The sequence below is a fragment of the Streptomyces sp. NPDC006332 genome, from assembly GCF_040612855.1.
GTDB lineage: Bacteria > Actinomycetota > Actinomycetes > Streptomycetales > Streptomycetaceae > Streptomyces.
Window position 1 is genome coordinate 125,599 of the sequence record NZ_JBEXRA010000011.1, and the last position, 25,698, is coordinate 151,296.

The window sequence follows — 25,698 nt, forward strand, 5'->3', positions numbered from 1 at the left end:
AGTGCGCGCCCCGACCGGTCGGCGTTCGCCCACGTCAACGACCGAAGGCGGCCAGTTTCGCGCGCAACTGAAGCACCGACTTGGTGTGAATCTGACTGACCCGGCTCTCGGTCACACCCAGCACGTTCCCGATCTCCGCGAGCGTGAGCCCCTCGTAGTAGTACAGCGTCACCACGGTCTTCTCCCGCTCGGGCAGGGTGTTGATCGCCCGCGCCAGGAATCGCCGCAGCTCCCGGTCCTCGGCCACCTCGACGGGGTTGTCGGCGGCCGTGTCCTCCAGCGTGTCCATGAGGCTCAGCCGGTCGCCGCCCTCGCCGCCGACATGCAGCAGCTCCTCCAGGGCCACCACGTTCGCCAGCGACAACTGGCTGAAGACGGCATGGAGATCGTCCACCGCGATCCCCATCTCGGCGGCCACTTCGCTCTCGCTCGGCGTCCGTCTGAGTCGCGCCTCCAGCGTCGCGTACGCCCGCTCGACGTTCCGCGCCTTCTGCCGTACCGATCGCGGGATCCAGTCCAGTGCCCGCAGCTCGTCGATCATCGCGCCCCGGATCCGGGTGATCGCGTACGTCTCGAACTTGATCTCCCGGTCGATGTCGAACTTCTCGATCGCGTCGATCAGTCCGAAGACCCCGGAGGACACGAAGTCCGCCTGCTCCACGTTGGGCGGCAGGCCTACGCTCACCCGCCCCGCCACGTACTTCACGAGCGGCGAGTAGTGCAGGATCAGCTGCTCGCGTAAACGCTCGTCGCCCGTCGCCTTGTAGGACCGCCACAGCTCGTCGAGCGTCGAGGGAGCGGGCGGCCGCACGCTGCCACCCTCGCGGGCGGCTGGGGGGATCGCCGCCCGGTCGGACCCGGAGGTGTGCTGGGGCATTCGTCGCCTTGTACCGTTCTGCCGTGAAGTAGTGCTGCCTGGGTGAGCTGTCGGTCTGATGCCGAGTTGCCGGTCTGCGTCGGAATCCTGGTGAGCGTAGCGTGACTGAAGTGTCGCGGTGTGCGAAGGACATCGCCCGGGTCGTGCGCAGATACGTTCCGCGAACGCTCCGCCGCGTCGTATCCATCGCTCTGCGTGATGGCGGCAGCGGGCCAACTGCGGGAATCGGCAAGGGGTTCAGGGTTCCCCCGGGCGGCCGAACACACTCGGTCAGCACCCATGTCGACCACCGCGTACGGAGATCATCGACTGGCGTGTCAACTTCCAGCCGTCGCCATGTCGTTCGACGTAACCCAGTGCTCGGAGTTCGTACAGTCTCGCGATCGCGTCGTCCGAGGTGGTCTGCGCGCCGCGCGCGATCTCGTCGGCCGTCGCCGCACCGCGCCCCGGCAGGGCGGCCAGTACCCTGCGAGCGGCGGCGTCGAGGAGATCACGCGGCAGTACGGGCCCGCGCCGGTCCGGGGCCAGCTCCCCCATGTCACCGACCAGTTCGACCACTTCCGCCGCGTCGGTCACCAGCACCGCGTCCTGTCGCAGGAGCTCGTGCACACCTGCGGACAGACCACTGGTGACCGGTCCCGGCACCCCCATGGTGTGCCGCCCCAGGCGCTGTGCCGCCCGCGCGGTGACCAAGGAACCGCTCCGATAGGCGGCCTCGACGACCACGGCACCCCGGGTGAGGGCGGCGATCACCCGGTTCCGCAGCACGAACCTGCTCGGCGTCGGATGCTCCCCGGGCGGCAACTCCCCCACCACCAGCCCCTGTTCGGCGATCCTGGTGATCAACTGGGCGTGTCCACGCGGGTAGGGCCGGTCGACTCCGCAGGCCAGCACGGCGACGGTGGCACCGCCGGCGCCGAGGGCACCCCGGTGGGCGGCGCCGTCGACCCCGTAGGCCCCACCGGACACCACGACCCAGCCGCGCTCGGCGAGGCCGGCGGCGAGCGTGGCGGCCATGTGGGCGCCGTACTCGGTGCAGGCACGCGCGCCGACCACGGCCACCGATCTGAGCGCCCACATCCTGAGGTTGGGCAGCCCGCGCACCCACAGCCCGAGGGGCCGCGCGTCCCCGAGATCGTCGAGTTGTCCCGGCCACTCGGCGTCACCCGGGCCGATGAACCGCACCCCACGCTCCCGAGCGACCGCGAGGTCCTGCCCGGGTTCGGCCCGCCCGGCCCTGGCCAGCAAGCCGGCCCACCGCTTGCCGCTCACCCCGGGCAACGCCTGCCCGCCCTCCCTGAGCCTTCTCGCCACCTCGTCCACCCCGAACTCCCGCACCCACCGCCCGGCGATCTCGTCACCGGGCTCGATGACACGGGTGAGGAACACGCGGTCGACCCGCCCGTCGCCCGGATCGTCGTCGACGCTCATGTCAGCGCCCCGATGGCCATGGGCACGCCGCGTGGAACGCCGGTTCGCAGTTGCAGGGCCAGGGCGACGTCCGTCGCGTCGGGCCGGTCGTGTCCCACCAGGTCCGCGACGGTCCAGGCCACGCGCAGGACTCGGTCGAGCCCGCGCGCGGTCAGCACGCCCCGCTCCAGGTTCCGCTCCGCCTCGTCCATGGCACCGGCCCGGGCATACCAGCGGCCACGCAGCTCCCGCCCGGACACCTCGCTGTTGGTGCGCCAGGGAGTGCCCGCCAGCCGGGCCAGCGCCCGCGCCCTGGCATCCCGGACCCGGTCGGCCACGGCCGCCGTGGACTCCCCCCGGGCATCGCGGCCGGTCAGCTCGGCGCGGGTGACACGGTCGACTTCGACCCGGAGGTCGACCCGGTCGAGCAGCGGGCCCGACAGCCGGGCCTGGTAGCGCCGGATCGCCGAGGGCAGGCACTCGCACATGTCGTCCGTCTGGGAGAAGCGTCCGCACGGGCAGGGGTTGGCCGCGAGCACCATCAGGAACTTCGCCGGGAAGCGCACCACCCCCGCACTGCGCGCGATCACCACGTGCCCCGCCTCCAGGGGCTGCCGCAAGGCATCCAGGGCCCTGCTGCTGAATTCCGGCGTTTCATCCAAAAATAAGACACCGCGGTGAGAGAGCGAGACCGCTCCGGGGCGCGCGACGCCCTGACCGCCGCCGACCAGAGCCTGCATCGTGGCCGAATGATGCGGGGCGCAGTAGGGCGCGACATCGACCAGGGGCTTTCCGGGAGGCAGCAGACCCGCCACCGAGTGCACCGCCGTGACCTCCAGGGACTCCTCCCGGCTGAGCCGGGGCAGGATCGCGGGCAGCCGCTCCGCCAGCATCGTCTTGCCGGCCCCGGGCGGACCGGACAGGAAGAGGTGATGTCCGCCCGCGGCGGCGACCTCCACCGCCGTGCGCGCCGACATCTGGCCCACCACGTCGGCGAGGTCGTGACCGGCGTCGAGTTGGCCGGCCCCCATGCTGTTCATGCCGGTGGCCGCGCCGGTGCCCGGCATCCGCAGTCCGGCGAGCAGCGGGTCCGGGCGGCCCGTCTCGTCCGGTTCCTCCTCGGGCACGGGCTCGTCCGCGAGGACCGCGATCAGCTGCCGCAGACTGCGCACCCCGAGCACCGACACTCCCGGCACCAGGGCCGCCTCGGTGGCTGCGCACTCGGGCACGACCACCTGCTCGTAGCCGGCGTCGGCCGCGGCCAGCACCGCCGGGAGGATGCCCCGGACCGGCCGCACCCGTCCATCCAGGCCCAGCTCCCCGATCATCACGATGTCGGCGAGCACCCGCGGATCGATCCGCTCGGCGGCACCGAGGACGGCGCAGGCCACGGCCAGATCGAACCCGGACCCCGCCTTCGGCACCGATGCGGGACTGAGCCCCACCGTCAGTTTCTTCTGCGGCCACTCGCCACCGGAATTCACCACCGCGGCCCTGACCCGGTCACGGCTCTCGGTCAGGCTCTTGTCCGGCAGCCCCACCAGGGTGAACGCCGCGACCCCCGGTTCGAGGTCGGCCTGGACCTCGACCACCACGCCCTCGACGCCGACCAGAGCCACCGCGCAGGTCCGTGCGAACCCCATCTCAGGCCACCCCCCGGACGTGCTCGACGACGGGTGCGCCACGGCTGGGCAGGACGACGCCCACCAGGTCGATGCGGACGCCTCCAGGTGGCGCTCCGCCGTGGGCGTGGATCCAGCGCTCCGCGAGATCGCGCAGCCGCTCCGCCTTGTCGGGAGTCACCGCGGACATCGGATGCTCGAAGAGCCCCGCCCGCCGCGTCTTGACCTCACAGACGACCAGGATGTCGCCGTCCCGCGCCACGATGTCGATCTCGCCGGTCCTGCCGCAGCGCCAGTTGCGCTGCAGGACCGTCATCCCGGCCTCCACCAGCCGCCGCGCGGCCAGCGTCTCGCCGTACCTGCCGAGTGCGCTGCGCGCCTGATGCGTGCTACCGCGCGCCCGAGTGTTACCGCGTGCCTGATGCCCGTTGCCGCGTGCCTGATGCGTGTTCATGTCGGCACCACCTCCGGCACCAACCGTCACGCACACGCACCGGTATAGTTGATCTTGGTGGGCTACTCACCGGTTGTGGAAATCTCCGCCACCCTCACGGGGGAAGATCACCCGCTGGGCAGCTCGAGGTCGCTCTTGTTCAGCTCCTCGATGTTCACGTCCTTGAACGTGAGGACGCGGACCTGCTTCACGAAACGCGCCGGCCTGTACATGTCCCACACCCAGGCATCCGCCATGGACACCTCGAAGAACACCTCACCCTGCACCGAGTGCACCTGCATCTCGTAGTCGTTGGTGAGGTAGAAGCGCCGTTCGGTCTCGATCACGTATTTGAACAGACCGACGACATCGCGGTACTCCCGGTAGAGCTTGAGCTCCATCTCGGTCTCGTACTTCTCGAGGTCCTCGGCGCTCATGGCATGTTCCCCTTCAGCCGTGCGGTCCCACCATTGTGCGCCAGTCCCGCGAGCCCCTAGGCGATTTCGGTGTCCAGGGTCACGGGCCCGGCCGGGGGACCTTCGTCGAGCAGCTTCTGGAGCAGCTCGGCGAGTCTGGTCGGATACACCGTCTCACGTGCCTGGCTCAGTTCCCCACACGTCCACCAGCGCGCTCCGGCGACGCTGCGCCGCTCCAGCTCGGTCAGGCCCGTGGCCCGGGTGACCGTCTGGGTGGTACGGGCCAGGTAGTACCACTCGTCCTGGTCCCAGCGGCGGCCCGCGAACGGGAAGGAGCACATCCGCCGCCACAGCACCGGGCCGAGTTCGACCTCGGTGATGCCGGTCTCCTCGACGAGTTCCCTGAGCGCGGCTTCCTCACGAGTCTCATCGCCCTCCAGACCGCCGCCCGGGGTGAACCACCAGTCGTCGGCCGGATCGTCCGGCTCGTGGCCGTGCAGGAGCAGGATGCGGTCGCGCGGGTCGAGCAGCACCACCCGGGCCACCTTGCGCGGCCCGCCCTCGTGCGCGGCCTCGGGGAAGCCGTCGTCCGCCGCCTCAGCGGGCACCGGTCGGCTCCGTCCCGGTCCGCGAGCGGCCACCCATCCGCTTGGCGATCGGGCCGTACGCGCCACCGCCGAGGACGAGGACGCCGCCGACGACGATCAGGACGAGGATCGTACGCAGCGGCCCGGGCGTGGACAGAGCGCCGAGCCTCTCGAAGCCGGTGGGCCGCTCCAGCATGCCGCCCAGGGGCCACACGACGGCGTCCACCCGGGCGGTCACGGCGTTCTGCGACACCGTGCCCCGCGCGGCGTCCGTGAGGTGGGCCGTGGAGTCCAGGGAGCCCTCGCGCTCGTCTCCGAGGAGGAAGAGCCGGCCCTTCGGCACGGTCACCTCCGGGAAGTTCGTGCTCTCGGCGACACTGCCCGCCGGAAGATACGGTTCCTCGATCTGCTTGCCGTTGACGGTCAGCTTGCCCTCGGTGCAGCAGGACACCGTGTCCCCGCCGACGGCGACCACACGCTTGACCACCAGGGCGTTGCTCACCCAGGACGTGTCCTTGAAGACGACGACGTCGCCACGGCGTATCTCGCCACCGTCGATCCGCTGGGCCAGGACCCGGTTACCGGCGTTGATCGTCGGTGTCATCGAGCTGGTGGGCACGGTGTACGGCCGGTAGACCACCACGCCCCAGCCGAATCCCGCCAGGAACATCACCAGGCCCAGTGCGACGGCCACTCCGGACAGTCGCTGTCCGGTCCGGCTGCCCACCGGGCCGGTTGCTGTGCCGCCGCTGCGCGGGGCCGTACGCGTCGTGCTCTCGCCACCCATGGGTCCGCACCCTACCCGGCGGTACCTGACGTGGTCAGCCCTTGCGGCCCGACCAAGGTCATCGCGGCCCAGGGTTTGGGGAGCCTTGACCGTACGAGGGGAAAGTCATGTCGTACGGCCCAGGATCCGCCGCTGCCACAGCCGTCCTCAGCGGGTCTCGGCGGCCCTGTTCCTCCTGCGCCGCCACAGGGCCACGGGTACGACGGTGACGAGGGCGATCCCGTTCGGGGCGACCGTGAGGGCGGTGGAGGCCGCCGACTGGGCGTTCAGGCCGCTCTGGTCGAAGGTGTCCGGGACCGGCAGGGTGCCCCAGCGGTTGATCGGCCAGGCCTTCACGACGGCCCGCCCGACGACCTCGTCCACCGGCACCATGCCCTTGTGGCTGTCGCTCTGGTTGTAACGCGAGTCGCGGGAGTTCTGCCGGTGGTCGCCCATCACCCAGATGTAGCCCTTGGGCACCTTCACCGTGAACTGGCCGCCCTGGTCGTCGTTACTGCACGGCGTGTTGCCGGGATAGACGTACGACGCCTCGTTCAGGGCCTTGCCGTTGACCGTCAGCGGGCCGGAACCACTGCAGGAGACGGTGTCGCCGCCGACCCCGACGACGCGCTTGATCAGGTCCTTCTCCTCCGCGGACGGCATCAGGCCGATCCAGCTGAGGAACGTCTGCACCGCGTTGGGGTCGGTCGTCGGCTCGCCCGCCAGCCAGTTGTCGGGGTCGTGGAACACCACGACCTCGCCGCGCTCGGGCTCGGAGCCGAACCACGGGGTGAGCTTGTCGACCAGGACCCGGTCACCCTGCTGGAGGGTGTTCTGCATCGAGTCCGACGGGATCGAGAACGCCTGCACCAGGAACGTCTTGATCAGCAGCGCGAGCACGAGCGCGATACCGATCAGGATCGGCAGCTCCTTCCAGAAGGAGCGCGGCTTCTTCGGCGCGGGAGCCGAGTCACCGGGCCCCCGTCCGCCGGTCCCCGGCTGTTCGCCGACCGTGCCGTCCTCGGCCGCTCCGGAGTCATTCCCGGAGGTCACGGCGCTGTCCGCGGCCGGGACGGCTGTCTCCGCGGGGCGTCCGCGATGCTCCTCGCCGTCGTGCCCGGACCGTGCGCCAACCGCCACATCCCCCACGCCAACTCCTTACTCTGTGCCGCCGCTGCCTGCCCCGTAGACGGTGCAGGCCCACCACTCCCATAACGAGCGGGAGTTCCGCAGGGGTCGGGAGTTGGACCGATCCGTTCGGATCGTCGGGTGCAACCCTAAGCGACGGCGGACCGGCAGCGGTCGACCCCGCTGCCGAGTCGGACACGGAGGCGTAGGTTTTCGGCTCCTTGAGCTTGGTCATGTGACCGAACGGCCAGGCGATGACCATGGCCCGCCCCACCACGGAGCCCTCGGAGACCGTGCCGCCATAGTCGGTGTCCTGGTGGGCGCGGGAGTCGGCGGAGTTGGCCCGGTGGTCGCCCATCACCCACAGCCGCCCCTGCGGGACGGTGATGTCGAACTGGGTCGAGGACGGGGCGTTGCCGGGGTACAGGTAGTCCTCGGACAGGGGAACGCCGTTGACGGTGACCCGTCCCTGCGCGTCGCAGCACTTGACTCGGTCACCGCCCACGCCGACGACCCGCTTGATCAGGTCCTTCTCGTCGTCGGACGGCAGCAGGCCGATGAAGGTGAGCCCTTCCTTGACCTGCTTGACGACGATGGGATCTTCCTTCTTGGTGGTGGGCTGCTCGTCCTTCAGCCAGCCGCCGGGATCCTTGAACACGACGACGTCCCCGCGCTCCGGCTTGGAGCCGAACCACGGGGTGAACTTGTCGACCAGGACCCGGTCGCCGATCTGGATCGTCTGCTCCATCGAGCCCGACGGGATCACGAACGCCTGGACGAGGAAGGTCTTCAGGACGAGGGCTATGAGGACGGCGACACCGACGAGGAGCGGTACCTCCTTGATCGCGGACCGCCTGCGGCGCCTCTTGACCTTGCGCTGGAGCTTGCGCCGCTCGGCGCGGCTGCGTCCGCTCGCGGCACCGGCGGACGACCGCCGGGAGCCGGTGGGCAACAGGTTGTCGGCCGCGCTCGTCGACACGCCACGTGGTTTGCCGCGGTTACCCATGGGCGCCCACCGCGGTGGTCGGCTCGCTCGCCCCTTCGACGGCGGCGGGTACGCGCGCGTAGGAGGCGGGCCGGTGCAGTCGGGTGAAGTGGCCGGCGGGCCACAGGATCCAGTCGGCCCTGCCGATGACGTCGTCGACGGGGATCATCCCGCCCCCCGGGGAGCCGAGGTGGTCGCGGGAGTCACTGGAGCGGCTGCGGTGGTCGCCCAGGACGAAGAGTGCGCTGGGGGGCACCACCACGTCGAAGGGCACCGAGGAAGGGGTGTCGCCGGGGTAGAGGAACGTCGATTCGTCGACGGACCGACCGTTCACCTCGATCCACCCCTCCTTGTCACAGCAGACCACGTGGTCTCCCCCCACACCGACAACGCGTTTGATGTAGTCGGCGTCCCCGAAGTACCCGGTTCCGTCGAACACCACGACGTCGCCGCGCCGCGGCTCGGCACCGAAACGGTACGCCAACTTATTTACGAGGACGCGGTCTCCGACCCTCAATCCCTTTTCCATGGATCCGCTGGGAATCTGGAAGGGCTGTACGACGAAGTTGCTGAGCAGCAGCAGGAACAGCAGACAGAGCAGCAGGGTCAGGGTGATCCGCCCGCCGGGCAGCCATGCGGCGGTGCGCGACACCAACGCGAAACGCGACCGGTCCTCGCGCCCTCCGGTGTCCGAGATCTCCTCGGCATCGGAAAGGCGGGAGGAGCGGTCGCGCTCCGTCGGCTGTGCTTCGGTGTCCATCGAGGCCAGATGCTATCCGGCCGCTCTGTGGACCCCCGCGCGAGATCAGCTCTCGCGCTTCTCCTTGATCTTCGCGGCCTTACCGCGCAGCTCGCGCAGGTAGTAGAGCTTGGCGCGACGCACGTCACCGCGGGTGACGAGCTCGATCTTCTCGACGATCGGGGTGTGCACCGGGAAGGTGCGCTCGACGCCGACGGAGAAGGAGACCTTGCGGACCGTGAAGGTCTCGCGGACACCGGCGCCCTGGCGACGGATGACGACGCCCTTGAACTGCTGCACACGGGAGCGGTTGCCCTCGATGACACGCACGTGGACGTTGACGGTGTCACCCGGGCGGAAGGCCGGGACGTCGTCGCGCAGCGACGCGTTGTCGACAATGTCGAGAAGGTGAGACATTTCGTCTGCTTTCTTCGCTGATGCCACAGGTCATCAACGGCACATAGGTTTCGGAAGGATGCTGTCCACGTCGGGGCGAGCGTCGTGTCCCCCTGTGGCAGGGGCGCACGCCGGACGGCGCACAACAGCGGTCTATTGTTCCATGCCTTCTGGCCTGCGCCAAAATCGGCCGTACGGCTCCCCCGCCGGGTCGGGTGCCCAGCCCAGGATGGAGAGCATCTCGCGGTCCTTCTTGTCGAAGGCCTTGGGGTCGCAGCGCTCGATGAGGTCGGGCCGGTGGGCCGCCGTGCGCCGGAGGGCCTCGTCGCGCCGCCACCGGGCGATCTTGCCGTGGTGACCGCTGAGCAGCACGTCGGGTATCCCTCGACCGCGCCACTCGGGCGGCTTGGTGTAGACCGGGCCCTCCAGGAGGTTGGCCATGGCGCCGGGCGCGAAGGAGTCGTCGCGGTGGGACTCCGCGTTGCCGAGAACACCGGGCAACAGCCGCGCCACGGCCTCCGTGATGACGAGTACGGCAGCCTCGCCGCCGGCCAGGACGTAGTCGCCGATGGACACCTCGTACACCGGCATCCGCCTCGCGTACTCGTCGATCACGCGGCGGTCGATGCCCTCGTAGCGGGCGGGCGTGAAGACGAGCCAGGGGCGCTCGGACAGCTCGACGGCGAGTTCCTGGGTGAAGGGCCGGCCGCTGGGCGTGGGGACGATCAGGGCGGGCGTGTGCGAGCCCGACTCGTAGCCGTCCGCCAGGACACTGTCCAGCGCGTCGCCCCAGGGGCCGGTCTTCATGACCATGCCCGGACCGCCGCCGTACGGGGTGTCGTCGACCGTGTTGTGGCGGTCGTAGGTCCACTCGCGCAGGTCGTGCACGTGCACGTTCAGCTGCCCACGCGTGCGTGCCTTGCCGACGAGGGAGACGTTCAGCGGCTCCAGGTACTCGGGGAAGATCGTGACGACGTCGAGGCGCATCAGGACTCTTCTCGCGAGGACGTACCGGGCTCGTCGGCGACCTCGTCATCGTCGGCCTGGTCGTCGATCAGGCCGGGCGGGGGGTCGATGACGGCCTTCTGTTCCTCCAGGTCGATCTCCGTGACGATCTCCTCGACGAAGGGGATCAGTACCTCGCTGCCGTCCGGACGCTCCACGATGAACAGGTCCTGCGAGGGCAGGTGCGAGATCTCGGTGATCCGGCCGACCTCGACGCCTTCCTTGGTCACCACGTCCAGGTCCATCAGCTGGTGGTCGTAGTACTCGTCCTCCTCCTCGGGGAGCACCTCCGGATCCACCTCCGCGATGAGGAGGGTGTTGCGCAGCGCCTCGGCGGCGGTGCGGTCCTTCACGCCCTCGAAACGCAGAAGGAGGCGGCCGCTGTGGACGCGACCGGTCTCGATGGTGAGCGGGCCCGTGGAGGCGGGGTCCGTGAGCAGGACGGCGCCGGGCCCGAGCCTCAGTTCCGGCTCGTCGGTGCGGACCTCCACGGTGACCTCGCCCTTGATGCCGTGGGCACGGCCGATGCGAGCGACTACCAGCTGCACTGTGCTTGCTTCTCCTGATCTACGACGACGGGCCGGGGACGGCCCAGTGGCCCTCCCCGGCCCGAGCCGGTGCTGCGATGCGTCAGCGGACGTGGTCCACGTCGACGAGGTCGACACGGACACCGCGGCCGCCGATGGCGCCCACGACGGTGCGCAGGGCGCGCGCGGTGCGGCCGTTGCGGCCGATCACCTTGCCGAGGTCGTCCGGGTGCACCCGGACTTCCAGGACACGCCCACGACGCAGGTTGCGCGAGGCGACCTGCACGTCGTCAGGGTTGTCGACGATGCCCTTCACGAGGTGCTCAAGCGCCTCTTCGAGCATGCTGCTCAGGCCTCGGTCGACTGGGACTCGGCAGGAGCCTCGTCCTTCTTCTCAGCCTTCTTCTTCTGGGTGATCGCCTCACCCTTGCCCTCGTCGTCGCCGCCGAGAGCCTCGAACAGCGGACGCGCGGCCTTCTCGGACGGCTGCAGCAGCGGAGCCGGGGCGGGCTCGCCCTTGAACTTCTGCCAGTCGCCGGTCTTCTTCAGGATGGCGAGCACGGGCTCGGTCGGCTGGGCGCCGACGGAGAGCCAGTAGGCCACGCGCTCGGCGTCGACCTCCATGCGCGAGGGGTTCTGCACCGGGTGGTACAGGCCGATCTCCTCGATCGCACGACCGTCACGACGGGTACGGGAGTCGGCGACGACGATGCGGTAGTGAGGCGAACGGATCTTGCCCAGACGCTTCAGCTTGATCTTGACTGCCACGGGAGTGGGTTCTCCTGATTTTGACGTGGTTGGGCACGGCGAGAAGGCCGCGTGGGGTTGCGGTACCCGAGTGCCCGATGGACGCGTCAGCCGGAGGCGAGAGGGTTCCTGTGCGGCTGTCGAGTACAGCTAGCCATTGTGCCACACCCCGCGGGTCGCTCCGGACCCAGGCCGGGTGGGGCTGGGCAGGCCTCAGAGGCACCCGGCGCTTCGGGTGCCGTCGAGCGGTCGCACGGCCCGGTGCCGTGGGTGCCGCCGCTCGGGCGGCACCCAGGCCCACGCCCCGGGCTCGACCGGCAGCCACGAGATGCCGGTACTCATTCGCACGGGGACGTCGGTTCGCGCCCGCGTCAGCTGGCCGCCGCGCCCACGACCTCCGGGATCCTGAACGGCTTCCCGCAGCCGCCGCACACGATCGGGGCCTGGGCCAGGACCGAGGGGACGACCCGGACGTTGCGGCCGCAGTCGCAGACGGCCTTGACGCGGACGCCGCCACCGGAGGAACCGTGGCGGGCGGCCGGGCCACGGAAGGAACGGGCCGTGTCCGCGGCGGTCGCGGCCGTGTGGGCCTTGAGAGCCCGCTGGAGGCGCTCGATGGTCGGCCGGTAACGGCGCTTCGCCTCGGGGTTGAGCGCGACCAGCGAGAAACCGCTGCTGGGGTGCGGTTCCTCGGGGTGGTCCAGGCCCATCTCCTCGGCGATCGCGAGGAATCTCCGGTTGTGGTAGCGGCCCGCACGGGAGGTGTCGCGGATGCCGCGCGAGGCGGCGATGCCATGGACTGCCTCATGAAGCAGTCGCTCGAAGGAGAGCTCGTGACCGCACGCGGACGACGACTCCCCGATCAGGGACTCTGGCGCGGCAAGATCGGGCAGCTCGGGGTGGTACCGCTGAATGTCGGCCCACGCCTGTGCCAGCTCTGCGGCGAGAACAGGTGGTGTCTGTGTCGTGCTCACGTAATGACAACGAGCCAGGGTGCCGCTGTGTTCCTATTCCGGGGCATCCCAAATAATTTGCACGTACCCGTCAGTTGTCACTGATGCGTCCTGACGAGGGCGGGTACGCTGATCTGCGGAGAAGCCTCACAGCTCATACCAAGCTGGTGCGTAGTCTGACGTAGTCCCCGGCGCGTAGATCGTGTCCACGCGCCGGGGTACCTGTGGTCAGCCGTTGCGCAAGAGACGTTTCGGTCGCTCTCCCGCCGGAAGGCGCTACCTCAGTAAGCGCGCGCGACGATCGCGACGTTACCGGGCGCCTCGTCGGCCTCCGGCACCGACCCGTCCTCGGCGACCAGACACCGTACGGTCACGGCGTGCTCGCCCAGCCTGGCCTCGCCGTCCTCGCCGAGCACCGCCCACGGGATGCGCGCCCAGCCACCCGCGCCGGCCACCTCGACGGCCTCCTCGATCGTGGACACGTCGGAGGTGCGGGACTCCCGGCGCTCGCGGGACTGCTTCAGCAGCAGCGCCTGGTCCTCCTCCAGGACGGAGGGGAGCAGTCCCGGCAGCGTGTCCAGGGACACCGCCTCCTTGCCTCCCGGGATCCGCCGCGCCAGCATCGCGGTGCCGTTCTCCAGGTCACGGGGCCCGACCTCGACGCGCACCGGCACGCCCTTCAGCTCCCAGTCGACGGCGCGGCGCCCGAACGGCGTGTCGGTGCGGTCGTCGACGTGGACGCGCAGGCCCGCCGCCCGCAACTGATCGCCGATGTCGCGGACCTTGGCCAGAACCGTGTCGTCGCCCTTGATGGCGAGGACGACGACCTGGGTCTGGGCCAGGCGCGGCGGGACACGCAGGCCGTTGTCGTCGCCGTGCATCATCACCAGGGCGCCGATCATGCGGGTGGTGGATCCCCAGGAGGTCTGCCACACCAGTTCCTGCGTGCCCTCCTTCGACAGGTAGGAGGTGTTGAAGGCCTTGGCGAAGTTCTGGCCCAGCTCGTGACTGGTGGCCATCTGCAGGGCCTTGCCGTCGCCCATCATGCCTTCGAGGGTGAGGGTGTTGACGGCGCCGGCGAACCGCTCCCTGACGGTCTTGCGGCCGGGGACGACGTCCATCGCCAGGACGTTCACCATGAAGTCCTCGTAGACCTCGCGGTGGATGTGGGAGGCGAAGTCGCGGGCCTCCTCGTAGGTGGCGTGCGCGGTGTGGCCTTCCTGCCACAGGAACTCGGTCGTCCGCAGGAACAGACGGGGGCGCAGCTCCCAACGGACCACGTTGGCCCACTGGTTGATCAGGAGGGGCAGGTCGCGGTAGCTCTGCACCCACTTCGAGAAGTAGTCGTTGACGATCATCTCGGAGGTGGGGCGGACCACCGCCGGCTCCTCCAGCTCCTTGCCGCCGCCGTGGGTGACGACCGCGAGTTCCGGCGCGAAGCCCTCGACGTGGTCGGCCTCGCGGGTGAGGTACGACTGCGGGATCAGCAGCGGGAAGTACGCGTTCTGGGTGCCCGTCGCCTTGATCCGGGCGTCCATCTCGGCCTGCATCCGCTCCCACAGTCCGTACCCGTACGGTCGGATGACCATGGTGCCGCGCACCGGCCCGTTGTCGGCCAACTCCGCCTTGGCGATCAGATCCTGGTACCAGCGCGGGAAGTCTTCCGCCCGCGGTGTGAGAACGGGTGCCTTTGCCATGGCGCGATGGTACGGGCCCAGGTTGCCGGAATGTGAAATCTCGCCACTGGCACAGTCCACTCTCAAGCGGGACTCGACAACCCCTGGACGCACGGTCGAGTGCGGAGTTACCTGGCATACGGGGGAAGTGCGAGCGCACTGCACGGGGGCTTGGCAAACGGGGACAGGGGAAAAACTCTCGGCGGATTGGGGCGCTTACCTATGACACCTACGCTCGTGCGGCAGCACCGGCCGGACACGGGAGAGGCCTTCCGTCCGGACCGCGGTGCACGCGCGCGTGACTGGTCCGAGATCCAGGAGCGGATGCTGGTGCCGCTCTACGAGGCCGTCCACGAGCGACTCGAAGTGGGCCCGCGCACGCGCTTGTTGGGGCTCGGCTGCGGTTCCGGGCTGGCCCTGCTGATGGCGGCCTCCAGAGGCGCCACGGTCACCGGTGTCGACGACTCCTCCCCCGAACGGCTCGCCCTCGCGCGTGGGCGGCTGTCGCCGGAGGCGAGGGGTGCCCGCGCGCGTGGCCAGGTCCGGCTCGTGGAGGGAACGCCCGAGGACGCGGCTGACGCGGGGTCGCCCGCGTACAACCTGGTGACCGCCTTCGAGCCCATCGGGTGTCTCGCGGGTGACTCGGAGGGGCTCGGTGAGCTGCTCGCCTCGGCGACGCCGCGGGCCGAGCGCGGGGCGCCCGTGGTGCTGGCCGGCTGGGGTCCGCCGGAGCGCTGCGCCACGGCGTCCGTGCTGCGGGTGGCCACCGGACTGACGGATCCGCTGCGTGGCACGGTCGGCTGGCGCCCCGCCCTGCGCGACGACCTGGAGGAGGTCGCCCACCGGGCGGGCCTCAAGCCGGACGGTTCCGGCCGGGTCGCCTGCCCGTTCGGGTACGCCGGCACCGCGAGTGCCGTGCGGGGGCTGCTGTCGACGGGGCTCTTCGACGCGGCGATCTCGGCGACGGACCAGGCCCAGGTGGACAAGGAGCTGACGGAGGCGCTGCACCCGTATCAGCGCCGGGACGGCACGGTGTGGATGCCGAACGTGTTCCGGTACCTGATCGCGCGGGTGCCGTAGACGTCGGCGGACCGTGGCGTCGGAGCCGGTGCCGCTCAGGAGCAGATTGGCCGAAAGCCACGGTGCTCACGACGGCGCCGGTGCGGTGCCGACGTGCCGGCCCCTGCCGCACCGGCGTGCGACACGCCACGGGGGTGCGCCTCCGTGAGAGGAGGGGCACCCCCGGCGACGTACGGACGGGGCTCGGTCACGAGCCCCGTACGACAGCGTCAGCCCATGAACTTCTTGAACTCGTCAGGCAGTTCGAAGTCCTGCGGGGCCTGCTGGCCCGGCACGCCGAAGGCGCCGCCCTCGGCCGCGGCGGCGCGGCGCGCGGCCTCCTCCTGCTCCTGCTGCTTGCGCTTCATCGGGTTGCCGGAGCGCTGCTTGCCCTTGGCCTTCTTCGGCTGCTTCTTGGACCGGCCGGGGCCGCCGCCCATGCCCGGGACCCCCGGCATACCGGGCATGCCCCCGCCCTGGGCCATGCGGGACATCATCTTGCGCGCCTCGAAGAACCGCTCGACCAGGTTCTTGACGGCGCTGACGTCGACACCGGAACCCTTGGCGATACGGGCACGGCGGGAGCCGTTGATGATCGTCGGCTCCTGGCGCTCGGCCGGGGTCATCGACTTGATGATCGCGGCCGTGCGGTCGACGTCGCGCTCGTCCAGGTTGTTGATCTGGTCCTTGACCTGGCCCATGCCCGGGAGCATGCCGAGCAGCTTGGAGATGGAGCCCATCTTGCGGACCTGCTCCATCTGCGCCAGGAAGTCGTCGAGGGTGAACTCCTGGCCCTTCTTGGACGCCAGCTTGGAGGCCATTTTCTGGGCCTCTTCCTGGCTGAACGTCTTCTCCGCCTGCTCGATCAGGGTGAGCAGGTCACCCATGTCGAGGATGCGGGAGGCCATCCGGTCCGGGTGGAACGCGTCGAAGTCCTCGAGCTTCTCGCCGTTCGACGCGAACATGATCGGCTTGCCGGTGACCGAGGCGATCGAGAGGGCGGCACCACCGCGGGCGTCACCGTCGAGCTTGGAGAGGACCACGCCGTCGAAGCCGACGCCGTCCCGGAAGGCCTCGGCGGTGTTGACCGCGTCCTGGCCGATCATCGCGTCCACGACGAACAGGATCTCGTCCGGCGAGACCGCGTCCCGGATGTCCGCGGCCTGCTGCATCATCTCGGCGTCGATGCCAAGGCGGCCGGCGGTGTCCACGATCACGATGTCGTGGACCTTGGACCTGGCGAAGTCGATGGAGTCCTTGGCGACCTTCACCGGGTCACCCACGCCATTGCCCGGCTCGGGCGCGTACACGGCGACGCCCGCGCGCTCGGCGACCACGCTGAGCTGGTTCACGGCGTTCGGGCGCTGGAGGTCGGCGGCGACCAGGATGGGCGAGTGGCCCTGCTCCTTCAGCCAGCGGCCGAGCTTGCCCGCGAGGGTGGTCTTACCGGCACCCTGCAGACCCGCCAGCATGATCACGGTCGGCGGCTGCTTGGCGAAGCGCAGGCGCCTGGTCTCGCCGCCGAGGATCGTGACGAGTTCCTCGTTGACGATCTTCAGGACCTGCTGGGCCGGGTTCAGCGCCTTGGAGACATCGGCGCCGAGGGCGCGCTCCTTGACGTTCTTGATGAACGTCCGCACGACCGGCAGGGCCACATCCGCTTCGAGGAGCGCGATGCGGATGTCGCGTGCGGTGGCGTCGATGTCCGCCTCGGAGAGCCGTCCTTTGCCGCGCAGGTTCTTGAAGGTCGCTGAGAGGCGATCGGAAAGAGTATCGAACACGGCGCTCGCGGTCCTCGGGGTCGTCGGTGGCTGGCTTCGAATCGCCCTCCAGGGTATCCCGCCTCCACCGGACCGGGTCACGGTCGGGTCGAAGACGGCCGGTCAGCCGCGCAGTGTCTCCTCCAGTCGCCGTGCCACCAGCGCCGCCTCCCCGCTGGGCAGCGGCGCCCCTTCGGGGCCGGTCACGTAGAAGGCGTCCACGGCGTTGGCACCCAGCGTCGAGACGTGCATGCTGCGCACCCGGACCTTCGCCTCGTCCAGGGCCCGCCCGATCCGGTGCAGCAGACCGGGCGCGTCATGGGCGCGGACCTCGATCACGGTCGCCAGCCGGGACGCGGCCGGGGCGACCGACACCCGTGCGGGGGGCGCCACGACACCCCGGCGGCGCGGATACGCGGCGTCCCGTTCGGCGAGGCGGCCGGCGATGTCCAGCGACCCGTCGAGGGCCCGTACGAGGTCGGCGCGCAGTCTCGCGGCCTGCGGCAGGGAGCCGTACTCGGCGGCGACCCGCCAGTTGAGCAGCAGCACCGAGTCCTCGACGCCGTCCGGCAGGTCCAGGGCGCGCAGTTCGGCGGTGCGGACGGTGAGGCGGTGCATGGCGAGCACACCGGCCACCGCGGGCAGCACGCCTCCGCGGTCCGGTACGGCGATGAGCAGTTCGACGCCGAGCGGTTCCGGATCGCCGGACGGCGGCTCGCCCGTCGGCGGTTCGGTCTGCGCGCGCAGCGACAGGACGGGGCCGCCGGTCGCGACCGCCTCGATCGCGAGCCGCTCCTGCTCGGCGGTGGGCGCGGCGGAGTCGGGGTCCTCCGGTGCGTCGCCGGACAGGACCGCGGAGACGCGCTTGACCAGGTCGGCGACGAGCGAGCCCCGCCAGGACGACCAGGCGGCCGGTCCGGTGGCCAGCGCGTCCGCCTCGGTGAGCGCGTGCAGCAGTTCCAGCGTGCTCTGCGAGCCGACCGCCTCGGCGACCGAGCGCACGGTGGCCGGGTCCTCCAGGTCACGCCGGGTGGCCGTGTCGACGAGCAGCAAGTGATGACGTACGAGGGTGGAGAGCACGTTCACGTCCGCGCGGTCGAACCCGATGCGGGCGGCCACGTCCTTGGCGATGATCTCGCCGGCCACGGAGTGGTCACCGGGCCAGCCCTTGCCGATGTCGTGCAGCAGCGCGGCGACCAGGAGGAGGTCGGGTCGGTGGACGCGCCGGGTGAACTCGGAGGCGCGCACGGCGGTCTCGATGAGGTGCCGGTCGACGGTCCAGATGTGCACGGCGTTGCGCTGCGGGCGGCAGCGCACCCGCTCCCAGTCGGGCAGCAGCCGGGTGATCAGGCCTTCGGCCTCCAGCGCCTCCCAGACGTCGATGGTGGAGGGGCCGGATCCGAGCAGGGTCACCAGTTGTTCGCGCGCCTCGGCGGGCCAGGGCGTGGGCAGGGGGCGCACGGCGGCGGCCAGACGCCGCACAGCGTGCAGGGAGAGCGGGAGACCGGCCTGCGCGGCGGCGGCCGCGGCACGCAGCGGGAGGACGGGATCGCGCTCGGGGCGCGCGGCGCGGGCGAGCACCACCTCGCCGTCCTGCTCCACCACCCCCTCCGCCAGGGGTGAGCGTTCGGAGACCGGTTTCCCGCCGCCCAGCATGGCGCGCAGGCGCGGCCGGACCGCGCGGGACCTGAGCACGCGGCCCACTTCGCGCCAGGTGACGTCACTGGCGTACGAGATGACCCGCGCCGCCTCGTACACCTGCCGCAGCAGTGTGTCGGCGTCGAGCAGACCGAGCTCGGCCGCGACCTGGTCCTGTTCCTGGAGCGCGAGCCGGTCGGTGGCGCGGCCGGTGGTCAGATGCAGGGCGTCCCGCACGTCGAGCAGCCGGCGGCGGGCGTCGTCGAGGCCCTCGCGCGGGGCGTCGGCCAGCCAGGAGGCGGCGACCGCGCGCAGTGCCGTGGCGTCCCTCAGCCCGCCTCGCGCCTCCTTCAGGTCGGGCTCCAGCAGGTACTGCAGCTCCCCCTGCCGTTCGGCGCGCTCCGCGCACAGCTCCTGGAGCTCGGGGAGACGTTTCGGTGCCTGGTTGCGCCAGTCGGCGAGGACGGCGGTCCGCAGGCCGGCGGTCAGCCCCAGGTCACCGGCGAGGTGACGGGCGTCCAGCAGCCCCAGCTGCACCTTGAGGTCCTCGGCGGCCGTCTTGCGGGCCTCGGCGGGGGTACGGACCGAGTGGTCGAGGGCCAGGCCCAGGTCCCAGACGGGGTACCAGATGCGGTCGGCCAGCGCGGCGACGGCGCCGGAGTCGCTGCCGTCGTGCAGCAGCAGGAGGTCCAGGTCGCTTCGTGGGGACAGCTCCCCGCGGCCGTATCCGCCGACCGCGACGAGGGAGGCCCCGCGCAGATCCTCGGCGCCGGCGCCGAACAGACCCGACAGCCAGTCGTCCGTCAGCTCGGACAGCGCCGTACGGCGCGGCGGCCCGGACTGCACCCCCTCGGTGAGGAGGCGCAGCCGGGCCGCCGCGTAGCCGCTGGGTCCCGAGTCTTCTGCTTCCATGCGCACGCCCGTACTCGTCACCCAGCGACTCCTGTCGTTTCCTCTGTTAGAGCGCGTCCGGGCCGCGCTCGCCGGTCCGGACCCGTACGGCCGTCTCGACCGGCAGGGACCAGACCTTGCCGTCACCGATCTTGCCGGTGCGGGCCGCCTTGACGATGACGTCGATCAGCTGCTCGGCGTCGTCGTCCTCGGCCAGCACCTCGATGCGGATCTTGGGGACCAGGTCGACGGTGTACTCGGCACCGCGGTAGACCTCGGTGTGGCCCCGCTGACGACCGTAGCCGCTCGCCTCGGTGACCGTCAGGCCGTGGACCCCGAAGGCCTGGAGGGCTTCCTTGATCTCGTCGAGCCGGTGGGGCTTGACGACAGCGGTGATGAGCTTCATGCGTCCACCTTCTTGCTCTGCGCGGCGGCCAGGGCGGGACCGGCGGTGGCGACGACACCGCCGCCGGCGCCGCTGAAGTCGTATGCGGTCTCGGCGTGCTCGGCCTGGTCGATACCGGAGATCTCCTCGTCCTCGGTGACCCGCATACCGATGGTCTTGTCGAGGAGGAAGGCGAGGATCGCGGAGGCGATCAGGGAGTAGGCGAGGACCGCGCCGACACCGGCGAACTGCTTCCACAGCTGGGTGAAGGAGTGGTCGCCGTAGAAGACGCCGGTCGCGGTGGACTGGCCCTTGCCGGTGGCGAAGAAGCCGATCAGCAGGGAGCCGAGGATACCGCCGACCATGTGGACACCGACCACGTCGAGGGAGTCGTCGAAGCCGAACTTGTACTTCAGGCCCACGGCAGCGGCACAGCCGACACCGGCGATGGCGCCGACGGCGATCGCGCCGAGCGGTGAGACGGCACCACCGGACGGGGTGATGGCGACCAGACCGGCGACCGCGCCGGAGGCGGCGCCCAGCGTGGTGAACGCGCCGTGGCGGATCTTCTCGTAGGCGAGCCAGGCCAGCATGGCGGCGGCGGTGGCGACCTGCGTGTTGACGAACATCAGCGCGCCCACGCCGTCGTCGTTGCCCAGCCACGAGCCGGCGTTGAAGCCGAACCAGCCGAACCACAGCAGACCGGCGCCGAGCATGACCAGCGGGAGGCTGTGCGGACGCATCGGGTCCTTCTTGAAGCCGACGCGCTTGCCGATGACCAGGATCACTCCGAGGGCGCCGGCACCGGCGTTGATGTGGACCGCGGTACCACCGGCGAAGTCGATCACACCGAGCTTGAAGGCCCAGCCGTCGGCGCCCCACACCCAGTGGGCGACCGGGACGTAGACGATCGTGAGCCACAGGGCGACGAAGAGCGCCCAGGCCGAGAACTTGACGCGGTCCGCGATGGCACCGCTGATCAGGGCCGGTGTGATGACCGCGAACATCATCTGGAAGACCATGAAGACGAAGATCGGGATCGAGTAGCCGTCCCAGAGCTCCGTCAGGCCGATGTTGCTGAGGCCCAGCCAGTCGGAATTGAAGCCGATGAAGCCGTTGCTGGAGCCGAAGGCAAGGGAGAAGCCGTACAGGACCCACAGGATCGTGACGATCCCGATGCTGATGAAGCTCATCATCAGCATGTTCAGGGTGCTCTTGACCCGGACCATGCCTCCGTAGAAGAAGGCCAGGCCCGGTGTCATGAGCAGCACCAGGGCGGAACAGATAAGCATGAAGCCTGTGTTGGCGGACGACAACTTGGGTGCCTCCGCCGCAAGCGTGATGGCGGCTGATGCCATCGGCGTCTCCTCGTCATTGGTACGGCCCCGTGCGGGCGAAGCCTGAGCGGTATGAGGGGTGGGCCGGTTATGCGCCATGAGATTGGCGCAGCACCATTTCGATGGAAGCCCCTCGTTGTTTCGCCGCCGTGACGAAGGCGCCCGGTGTGTTACGCGTCGATGAACTGGCGGATTTCGTCCGACTCGATCGTTATCGTGGCGCAACCTTCGGTGGAGGAAGCAGACCGGCCGCGGTCGGCCTTCCGATGACCTGGCATGGGGGAGCCGAGTCGGGCAGTTCGGGAGGGCCGGCCGCGGCCGGGGTTCAGGGGTGGCGCCGCCCCATCAGACCGCCTCGGCGGTTTCGGGCAACTCCATGGCCAGCTGGTCGGTGAGGTCCACGACCTCGGCGAGATCGCCGAAATCGCGTACGGCCGTGTCGACGGTCTTTCGGATACGAGTGTTCACGCGCTCGGAGCGGACCTTCTTGGCGATCTGCATGGCCTCCCTGGCCGGCACGGTGCTCTGCTCGGGCTCCCGCTGGAGGAGGTGCACGGTCGCCATCCCGATCAGGTTGAGTGCGTACGACCGCTGGTGCTCGTCGTCCTTGGCGAAGAGCTCGACGGCCCGCCGCATCAGGGGCTCGGCGAGAGAGGCGTATGTGGGGCTACGGCCGGCGACATAGGCGAGGTCACGGTAGGAGTGGGAGTTCTCGCCGTACAGCTCGGCCTCGGAGAAGAAGCGGATCCAGTCGGGGTCCGGCTCGTCCCACTCGTCGACGTCGCCGAAGGTGTCCTCGGCCATCCGGACCGCCCGCTTGCACTTGCCGGGCTGCCCCATGTTGGCGTAGGCGCGGGCCTCCATCGCATACAGCATGGACTGGGTGCGCGGGCTCGCGCAGTCCCGGCTGCCGTACTGCGCGAGGTGGATCAGCTCCAGGGCGTCCTCGGGCCGCCCGAGGTGGATCATCTGGCGGCTCATGCTGGACAGCACGTACGAGCCGAGCGGTTTGTCGCCCGCCTCCTTGGCGGCGTGCAGCGCGAGGACGAAGTACTTCTGCGCGGCGGGCTGCAGTCCGACGTCGTACGACATCCAGCCGGCCAGTTCCGCGAGCTCGGCGGCCACCTTGAACAGCTTGCGGGTGGTGGCCTCGGGCTGGGGCTCCTGGAGGAGGTCGGTCACCTCGTGCAGCTGGCCGACGACCGCCTTGCGGCGCAGACCGCCGCCGCACTGGGCGTCCCACTGGCGGAACATCACCGTGGTCGACTCCAGTAACTCGAGCTCGGGCCTGGACAGCCGGCCCCGGCGGGCCGAGGCCGAGGCCGGTTCGGGCTCGGGGCGCGGGGCGGCGGGCGCGGGCACCAGCCAGCGCTGCATGGGTTCGATGAGGGACGGGCCCGCGGAGAGGGCCAGCGAGGTTCCGAGGAAGCCGCGCCGCGCCAGCATCAGGTCGCTGCGCGAGAACTCGCTGAGCAGGGCCACGGTCTGCGGGCCCGTCCAGGGCAGGTCGACGCCGGTCGCGGAGGGTGACTGCCGGGCGGAGCGCAGTCCGAGGTCCTCGACGGAGACGACACAGCCGAACCGCTCGGAGAACAGCTCGGACAGGATGCGGGGAATGGGTTCGCGGGGGTTCTCGCCGTCCAGCCAGCGGCGCACGCGCGAGGTGTCGGTGGAGATGTGGTTGGCGCCCAACTGGCGGGCCCGCCGGTTGACTTGGCGCGCCAGCTCGCCCTTGGACCAGCCGCTGCGCACGAACCACGAGGTGAGCAGCTCGTTGGGGCGCTTGTCGGTGCTCGTCCCCGTCGTCGCGGTCGTCGCGCCCGTCTCGCTACCGCCGTTGCCGCTCACTGGAACGCCCCCATCCCTGAGACCACTTGTCACTGAGTGCGCCAAGCCTTATCAGAATGCCGGTAAATACGGCCTCCCGTCCGGCGGTTGCCCTCCTTCGAACGGGAAGCCGGGTTGCCTCCGGCATACCCAAGAGTGCATGTGCCCCCAGGCCTCGTGCACTCAAAGTAATCCCACGATCACGCGTCCAGCCATGGCGATCCCGGAAACGCCACCATTCGCCACCCCTTCGAATGAACTCCCCGTGACGTCCCCACGGTTCACTTGACAGATGACCAGCGCGAGTGGGCGGAGCGGTGCATTCAGGGGCGCACATGGCTGAGCGCACCACCCACGGGATCTCCGCACGCCGCGTGAACTCGAAAGTGGCAACGGAGAGTCACGGATCGCGTTCGCCACGTAACCACCGTGCGCCGGACACGTTGGAGGGGGCATGGGCTTCACGATCGGCGGCATCCGGGAGATCCGCACCGGCTCGCGTCGGCGCGGCCGCTCGTCGGAGTGCACCTCCGTCGCCGAGTTCACCGGATTATGGGGCTGGGACGTCGTACCGGGCGCGCGCGCCGCGGCGGGCGCCTGCTCATGCGGTCGCGCCGACTGCGTCGCCCCCGGCGCCCACCCCCTCGGCTTCGCTCCCCCGGTCCCGGCCGGCGCCACGCTCGACGAGGTGACCCGGGCCTGGTCGGAGTTCCCCGGCGCCGCGGTGATGCTGCCGGTCGGCCGCGCGTTCGACGTGATCGAGGTGGCCGAGTCCGCCGGGCGACGCGCCCTGGTCCGCCTGGAGCGCATGGGCCTGCCGCTCGGCCCGGTGATCACGACCCCCGAGGGCCGCGTCCACTTCTTCGTCGCCCCCGGCGCCGCCGCCTGCCTCACCGAGCTTCTCTACCGCATGGGCTGGGACGACCCGACCTCCCTGGACCTGCGCGGCCTCGGCCCCGGCACGTACATCACGGCCCCGCCGTCCGACCGCGGCGGCCTGGGCCCGGTGCGCTGGCTGCGCCCGCCCGCCCTGGACACGGCGACGAAGCCACCGGCGGCCAGGCTGCTGTTGGGGACGCTGGCCTACGTGGTCCACCGGTCGCCGGCGTAGCCGCACGGACGTCGGGGGCACGCCGTACGTCAGACTCACGGCCGTACCTCAGACCCACAGCCGTACCTCAGACCCACAGCCGTACTCGGGCTCACAGCCGTACACAGCGCGGCGCCCGCTCCCGAGGTGCGGTCGGGGCGGGCGCCTTGACGGGTGCGCGGGTGGCGCACACACGGAACTTCCGAGGGGTCGTGCTCACTCTCCGATGAGGGCGTCAACGAACGCCTCCGGCTCGAAGGGCGCCAGGTCGTCCGCCCCCTCGCCGAGACCCACCAGCTTCACCGGCACCTTCAGCTCGCGCTGCACGGCGACCACGATGCCGCCCTTGGCGGTGCCGTCCAGCTTGGTCAGCACGATCCCGGTGATGTCGACGACCTCGGCGAACACCCGGGCCTGGATCAGCCCGTTCTGGCCGGTCGTCGCGTCGAGGACGAGCAGCACCTCGTCCAGCGGGGCGTGCTTCTCGACGACCCGCTTGACCTTGCCGAGCTCGTCCATGAGACCGGTCTTGGTGTGCAGTCGCCCCGCGGTGTCGATGAGCACGACGTCGGCGCCCATCTCCTTGCCCTCCTTGACCGCGTCGAACGCGACGGAGGCCGGGTCACCGCCCTCGGGTCCGCGCACGGTGTGCGCGCCGACCCGCTCGCCCCAGGTCTGCAGCTGGTCGGCGGCGGCCGCGCGGAAGGTGTCGGCGGCACCGAGGACGACACTGCGCCCGTCGGCCACGAGCACCCGGGCGAGCTTGCCCGTGGTGGTGGTCTTGCCGGTGCCGTTGACGCCGACGACCATCACGATGCCGGGCTTGCTGGCCTCCGGCTCGGTCTTGACCGTGCGGTCCAGGTCGGCGCCGACCAGCTTGAGCAGTTCCTCACGCAGCAGGGCGCGCAGCTCGGCCGGGGTGCGGGTGCCGAGCACCTTCACCCGCTCCCGCAGCCCCTCGACCAGTTCCTGAGTGGGCTGCACGCCGACGTCGGCGGTGAGGAGGATGTCCTCCATCTCCTCCCAGGTGTCCTCGTCGAGGTGCTCGCGCGACAGGAGGGTGAGCAGTCCCTGGCCGAGCGCGTTCTGCGAGCGGGAGAGCCGGGCGCGCAGGCGGACCAGACGGCCGGCCGTGGGCTCCGGGACCTCGATCTCGGGGGCCGGCGCAACGGGTTCGTCGAGGACGGTCGGAGCGGAACCGTCCGGGAGATCCACCTCCTCTATGGTCCGGCGCGGTTCGTCGCGCGGTGTCTCGGCCTCGTCGCCGACGTGCGGCTCGGCCGGAGGGGCGGTGATGTCGGGCGCGGAGGGCGGCGGCGGAGGCAGCGACTTCTTGCGCCGGCTGCCGATGACCAGCCCGCCGAGCGCACCGAGCACGACCACGGCGATGACTACAGCAAGGATGACGATTTCCATAACCCACCCAGTATCGGCCATGGGTCCG

General features: G+C 70.5%; 25 protein-coding genes. 2 read left to right on the plus strand and 23 right to left on the minus strand.

Annotation, left to right across the window (positions count from 1 at the left end; genetic code table 11):
* Window positions 1–34 precede the first annotated feature (34 nt).
* The 17 genes from whiG to proS form a co-directional block, all read right to left on the minus strand.
* Entirely contained in the window at window positions 35–877 is an 843-nt protein-coding gene (gene whiG, locus ABZ027_RS13040) for an RNA polymerase sigma factor WhiG (RefSeq protein WP_356767437.1), read from the minus strand.
* 270 nt (window positions 878–1,147) lie between these two features.
* Window positions 1,148–2,308 carry a DNA-processing protein DprA gene (gene dprA / locus ABZ027_RS13045; protein ID WP_356767439.1) on the minus strand — a complete coding sequence of 387 codons (1,161 nt, stop codon included), beginning with the start codon at window positions 2,306–2,308 and terminating at the stop codon, window positions 1,148–1,150.
* The gene (locus ABZ027_RS13050; RefSeq protein ID WP_356767441.1) at window positions 2,305–3,930 is read right to left on the minus strand and encodes a YifB family Mg chelatase-like AAA ATPase; all 1,626 of its coding nucleotides are present in this window, start codon (window positions 3,928–3,930) and stop codon (window positions 2,305–2,307) included. The genes dprA and ABZ027_RS13050 overlap by 4 nt, the downstream gene beginning before the upstream one ends.
* 1 nt (window position 3,931) lies before the next feature.
* Window positions 3,932–4,363 (minus strand): YraN family protein, encoded by a 432-nt coding sequence (locus ABZ027_RS13055; RefSeq protein ID WP_356767443.1) that lies wholly within the window; start codon window positions 4,361–4,363, stop codon window positions 3,932–3,934.
* A 107-nt stretch (window positions 4,364–4,470) separates the two neighbouring features.
* Window positions 4,471–4,779: a DUF2469 domain-containing protein gene (locus ABZ027_RS13060; RefSeq protein ID WP_003993268.1), complete on the minus strand. Its 309-nt coding sequence runs from the start codon at window positions 4,777–4,779 to the stop codon at window positions 4,471–4,473.
* Window positions 4,780–4,835: 56 nt separating this feature from the next.
* Window positions 4,836–5,366, minus strand: a complete 531-nt coding sequence (locus ABZ027_RS13065) for an NUDIX hydrolase (protein ID WP_356767444.1) — start codon at window positions 5,364–5,366, stop codon at window positions 4,836–4,838.
* Complete coding sequence (gene lepB / locus ABZ027_RS13070; protein WP_356767446.1) at window positions 5,356–6,132, minus strand: signal peptidase I; 777 nt, start codon at window positions 6,130–6,132, stop codon at window positions 5,356–5,358. The genes ABZ027_RS13065 and lepB (ABZ027_RS13070) overlap by 11 nt, the downstream gene beginning before the upstream one ends.
* A gap of 147 nt (window positions 6,133–6,279) precedes the next feature.
* Window positions 6,280–7,260, minus strand: coding sequence for a signal peptidase I (gene lepB, locus ABZ027_RS13075; protein ID WP_356767448.1), 981 nt, complete (start codon window positions 7,258–7,260; stop codon window positions 6,280–6,282).
* Window positions 7,148–8,245 (minus strand): signal peptidase I, encoded by a 1,098-nt coding sequence (gene lepB, locus ABZ027_RS13080; RefSeq protein WP_356767451.1) that lies wholly within the window; start codon window positions 8,243–8,245, stop codon window positions 7,148–7,150. Before lepB (ABZ027_RS13080) ends, lepB (ABZ027_RS13075) begins: the two co-directional genes overlap by 113 nt.
* Window positions 8,238–8,984: a signal peptidase I gene (lepB, locus tag ABZ027_RS13085; protein WP_356767454.1), complete on the minus strand. Its 747-nt coding sequence runs from the start codon at window positions 8,982–8,984 to the stop codon at window positions 8,238–8,240. Before lepB (ABZ027_RS13085) ends, lepB (ABZ027_RS13080) begins: the two co-directional genes overlap by 8 nt.
* Before the next feature lie 45 nt (window positions 8,985–9,029).
* Window positions 9,030–9,380: a 50S ribosomal protein L19 gene (gene rplS, locus ABZ027_RS13090; protein WP_356767456.1), complete on the minus strand. Its 351-nt coding sequence runs from the start codon at window positions 9,378–9,380 to the stop codon at window positions 9,030–9,032.
* Window positions 9,381–9,512: 132 nt separating this feature from the next.
* The gene (gene trmD, locus ABZ027_RS13095) at window positions 9,513–10,346 is read right to left on the minus strand and encodes a tRNA (guanosine(37)-N1)-methyltransferase TrmD (RefSeq protein WP_356767458.1); all 834 of its coding nucleotides are present in this window, start codon (window positions 10,344–10,346) and stop codon (window positions 9,513–9,515) included.
* A complete protein-coding gene (rimM, locus tag ABZ027_RS13100; protein ID WP_356767460.1) occupies window positions 10,346–10,912 on the minus strand; it encodes a ribosome maturation factor RimM in 567 nt (188 codons plus the stop codon). Before rimM ends, trmD begins: the two co-directional genes overlap by 1 nt.
* Before the next feature lie 82 nt (window positions 10,913–10,994).
* Complete coding sequence (locus ABZ027_RS13105; protein WP_003973401.1) at window positions 10,995–11,234, minus strand: RNA-binding protein; 240 nt, start codon at window positions 11,232–11,234, stop codon at window positions 10,995–10,997.
* A gap of 5 nt (window positions 11,235–11,239) precedes the next feature.
* The gene (gene rpsP, locus ABZ027_RS13110) at window positions 11,240–11,659 is read right to left on the minus strand and encodes a 30S ribosomal protein S16 (RefSeq protein WP_356767462.1); all 420 of its coding nucleotides are present in this window, start codon (window positions 11,657–11,659) and stop codon (window positions 11,240–11,242) included.
* A 350-nt stretch (window positions 11,660–12,009) separates the two neighbouring features.
* Complete coding sequence (locus ABZ027_RS13115) at window positions 12,010–12,612, minus strand: hypothetical protein (RefSeq protein WP_356767464.1); 603 nt, start codon at window positions 12,610–12,612, stop codon at window positions 12,010–12,012.
* 260 nt (window positions 12,613–12,872) lie between these two features.
* Complete coding sequence (gene proS / locus ABZ027_RS13120; RefSeq protein WP_356767466.1) at window positions 12,873–14,288, minus strand: proline--tRNA ligase; 1,416 nt, start codon at window positions 14,286–14,288, stop codon at window positions 12,873–12,875.
* Window positions 14,289–14,489: 201 nt separating this feature from the next.
* Between proS and ABZ027_RS13125 the strand changes: the two genes are divergently transcribed.
* A complete protein-coding gene (locus ABZ027_RS13125) occupies window positions 14,490–15,347 on the plus strand; it encodes an SAM-dependent methyltransferase (protein WP_356767467.1) in 858 nt (285 codons plus the stop codon).
* A gap of 209 nt (window positions 15,348–15,556) precedes the next feature.
* Here the strand turns inward: ABZ027_RS13125 and ffh are convergent, their stop codons facing one another.
* The 5 genes from ffh to ABZ027_RS13150 all read right to left on the minus strand — a co-directional run bounded on the left by ffh (window position 15,557) and on the right by ABZ027_RS13150 (window position 23,185).
* Entirely contained in the window at window positions 15,557–17,107 is a 1,551-nt protein-coding gene (ffh, locus tag ABZ027_RS13130; RefSeq protein WP_356767470.1) for a signal recognition particle protein, read from the minus strand.
* A gap of 102 nt (window positions 17,108–17,209) precedes the next feature.
* Window positions 17,210–19,657: a [protein-PII] uridylyltransferase gene (locus ABZ027_RS13135; protein ID WP_356767472.1), complete on the minus strand. Its 2,448-nt coding sequence runs from the start codon at window positions 19,655–19,657 to the stop codon at window positions 17,210–17,212.
* Between the two features lie 25 nt (window positions 19,658–19,682).
* Window positions 19,683–20,021 (minus strand): P-II family nitrogen regulator, encoded by a 339-nt coding sequence (locus ABZ027_RS13140; RefSeq protein WP_003997576.1) that lies wholly within the window; start codon window positions 20,019–20,021, stop codon window positions 19,683–19,685.
* Window positions 20,018–21,358 carry an ammonium transporter gene (locus ABZ027_RS13145; protein ID WP_356767474.1) on the minus strand — a complete coding sequence of 447 codons (1,341 nt, stop codon included), beginning with the start codon at window positions 21,356–21,358 and terminating at the stop codon, window positions 20,018–20,020. Before ABZ027_RS13145 ends, ABZ027_RS13140 begins: the two co-directional genes overlap by 4 nt.
* 324 nt (window positions 21,359–21,682) lie before the next feature.
* A complete protein-coding gene (locus ABZ027_RS13150) occupies window positions 21,683–23,185 on the minus strand; it encodes a hypothetical protein (protein WP_356767476.1) in 1,503 nt (500 codons plus the stop codon).
* A gap of 433 nt (window positions 23,186–23,618) precedes the next feature.
* Between ABZ027_RS13150 and ABZ027_RS13155 the strand changes: the two genes are divergently transcribed.
* Window positions 23,619–24,275 (plus strand): bifunctional DNA primase/polymerase, encoded by a 657-nt coding sequence (locus ABZ027_RS13155; RefSeq protein ID WP_356767478.1) that lies wholly within the window; start codon window positions 23,619–23,621, stop codon window positions 24,273–24,275.
* Window positions 24,276–24,470: 195 nt separating this feature from the next.
* On the opposite strand, the gene ftsY is transcribed toward ABZ027_RS13155, so the two are convergent.
* Window positions 24,471–25,670, minus strand: coding sequence for a signal recognition particle-docking protein FtsY (gene ftsY / locus ABZ027_RS13160; protein WP_356767480.1), 1,200 nt, complete (start codon window positions 25,668–25,670; stop codon window positions 24,471–24,473).
* Window positions 25,671–25,698: the final 28 nt, after the last annotated feature.

Coding starts and splice junctions, on each gene's coding strand:
- lepB (WP_356767454.1), bottom strand. CDS start 8,984: ATGGACACCGAAGCACAGCCGACGGAGCGCGACCGCTCCTCCCGCCTT.
- dprA (WP_356767439.1), bottom strand. CDS start 2,308: ATGAGCGTCGACGACGATCCGGGCGACGGGCGGGTCGACCGCGTGTTC.
- trmD (WP_356767458.1), bottom strand. CDS start 10,346: ATGCGCCTCGACGTCGTCACGATCTTCCCCGAGTACCTGGAGCCGCTG.
- ABZ027_RS13145 (WP_356767474.1), bottom strand. CDS start 21,358: ATGGCATCAGCCGCCATCACGCTTGCGGCGGAGGCACCCAAGTTGTCG.
- ABZ027_RS13050 (WP_356767441.1), bottom strand. CDS start 3,930: ATGGGGTTCGCACGGACCTGCGCGGTGGCTCTGGTCGGCGTCGAGGGC.
- proS (WP_356767466.1), bottom strand. CDS start 14,288: ATGGCAAAGGCACCCGTTCTCACACCGCGGGCGGAAGACTTCCCGCGC.
- ABZ027_RS13125 (WP_356767467.1), top strand. CDS start 14,490: ATGACACCTACGCTCGTGCGGCAGCACCGGCCGGACACGGGAGAGGCC.
- ABZ027_RS13055 (WP_356767443.1), bottom strand. CDS start 4,363: ATGAACACGCATCAGGCACGCGGCAACGGGCATCAGGCACGCGGTAAC.
- rplS (WP_356767456.1), bottom strand. CDS start 9,380: ATGTCTCACCTTCTCGACATTGTCGACAACGCGTCGCTGCGCGACGAC.
- ftsY (WP_356767480.1), bottom strand. CDS start 25,670: ATGGAAATCGTCATCCTTGCTGTAGTCATCGCCGTGGTCGTGCTCGGT.
- lepB (WP_356767451.1), bottom strand. CDS start 8,245: ATGGGTAACCGCGGCAAACCACGTGGCGTGTCGACGAGCGCGGCCGAC.
- ABZ027_RS13060 (WP_003993268.1), bottom strand. CDS start 4,779: ATGAGCGCCGAGGACCTCGAGAAGTACGAGACCGAGATGGAGCTCAAG.
- ABZ027_RS13155 (WP_356767478.1), top strand. CDS start 23,619: ATGGGCTTCACGATCGGCGGCATCCGGGAGATCCGCACCGGCTCGCGT.
- whiG (WP_356767437.1), bottom strand. CDS start 877: ATGCCCCAGCACACCTCCGGGTCCGACCGGGCGGCGATCCCCCCAGCC.
- lepB (WP_356767446.1), bottom strand. CDS start 6,132: ATGGGTGGCGAGAGCACGACGCGTACGGCCCCGCGCAGCGGCGGCACA.
- ABZ027_RS13140 (WP_003997576.1), bottom strand. CDS start 20,021: ATGAAGCTCATCACCGCTGTCGTCAAGCCCCACCGGCTCGACGAGATC.
- ABZ027_RS13105 (WP_003973401.1), bottom strand. CDS start 11,234: ATGCTCGAAGAGGCGCTTGAGCACCTCGTGAAGGGCATCGTCGACAAC.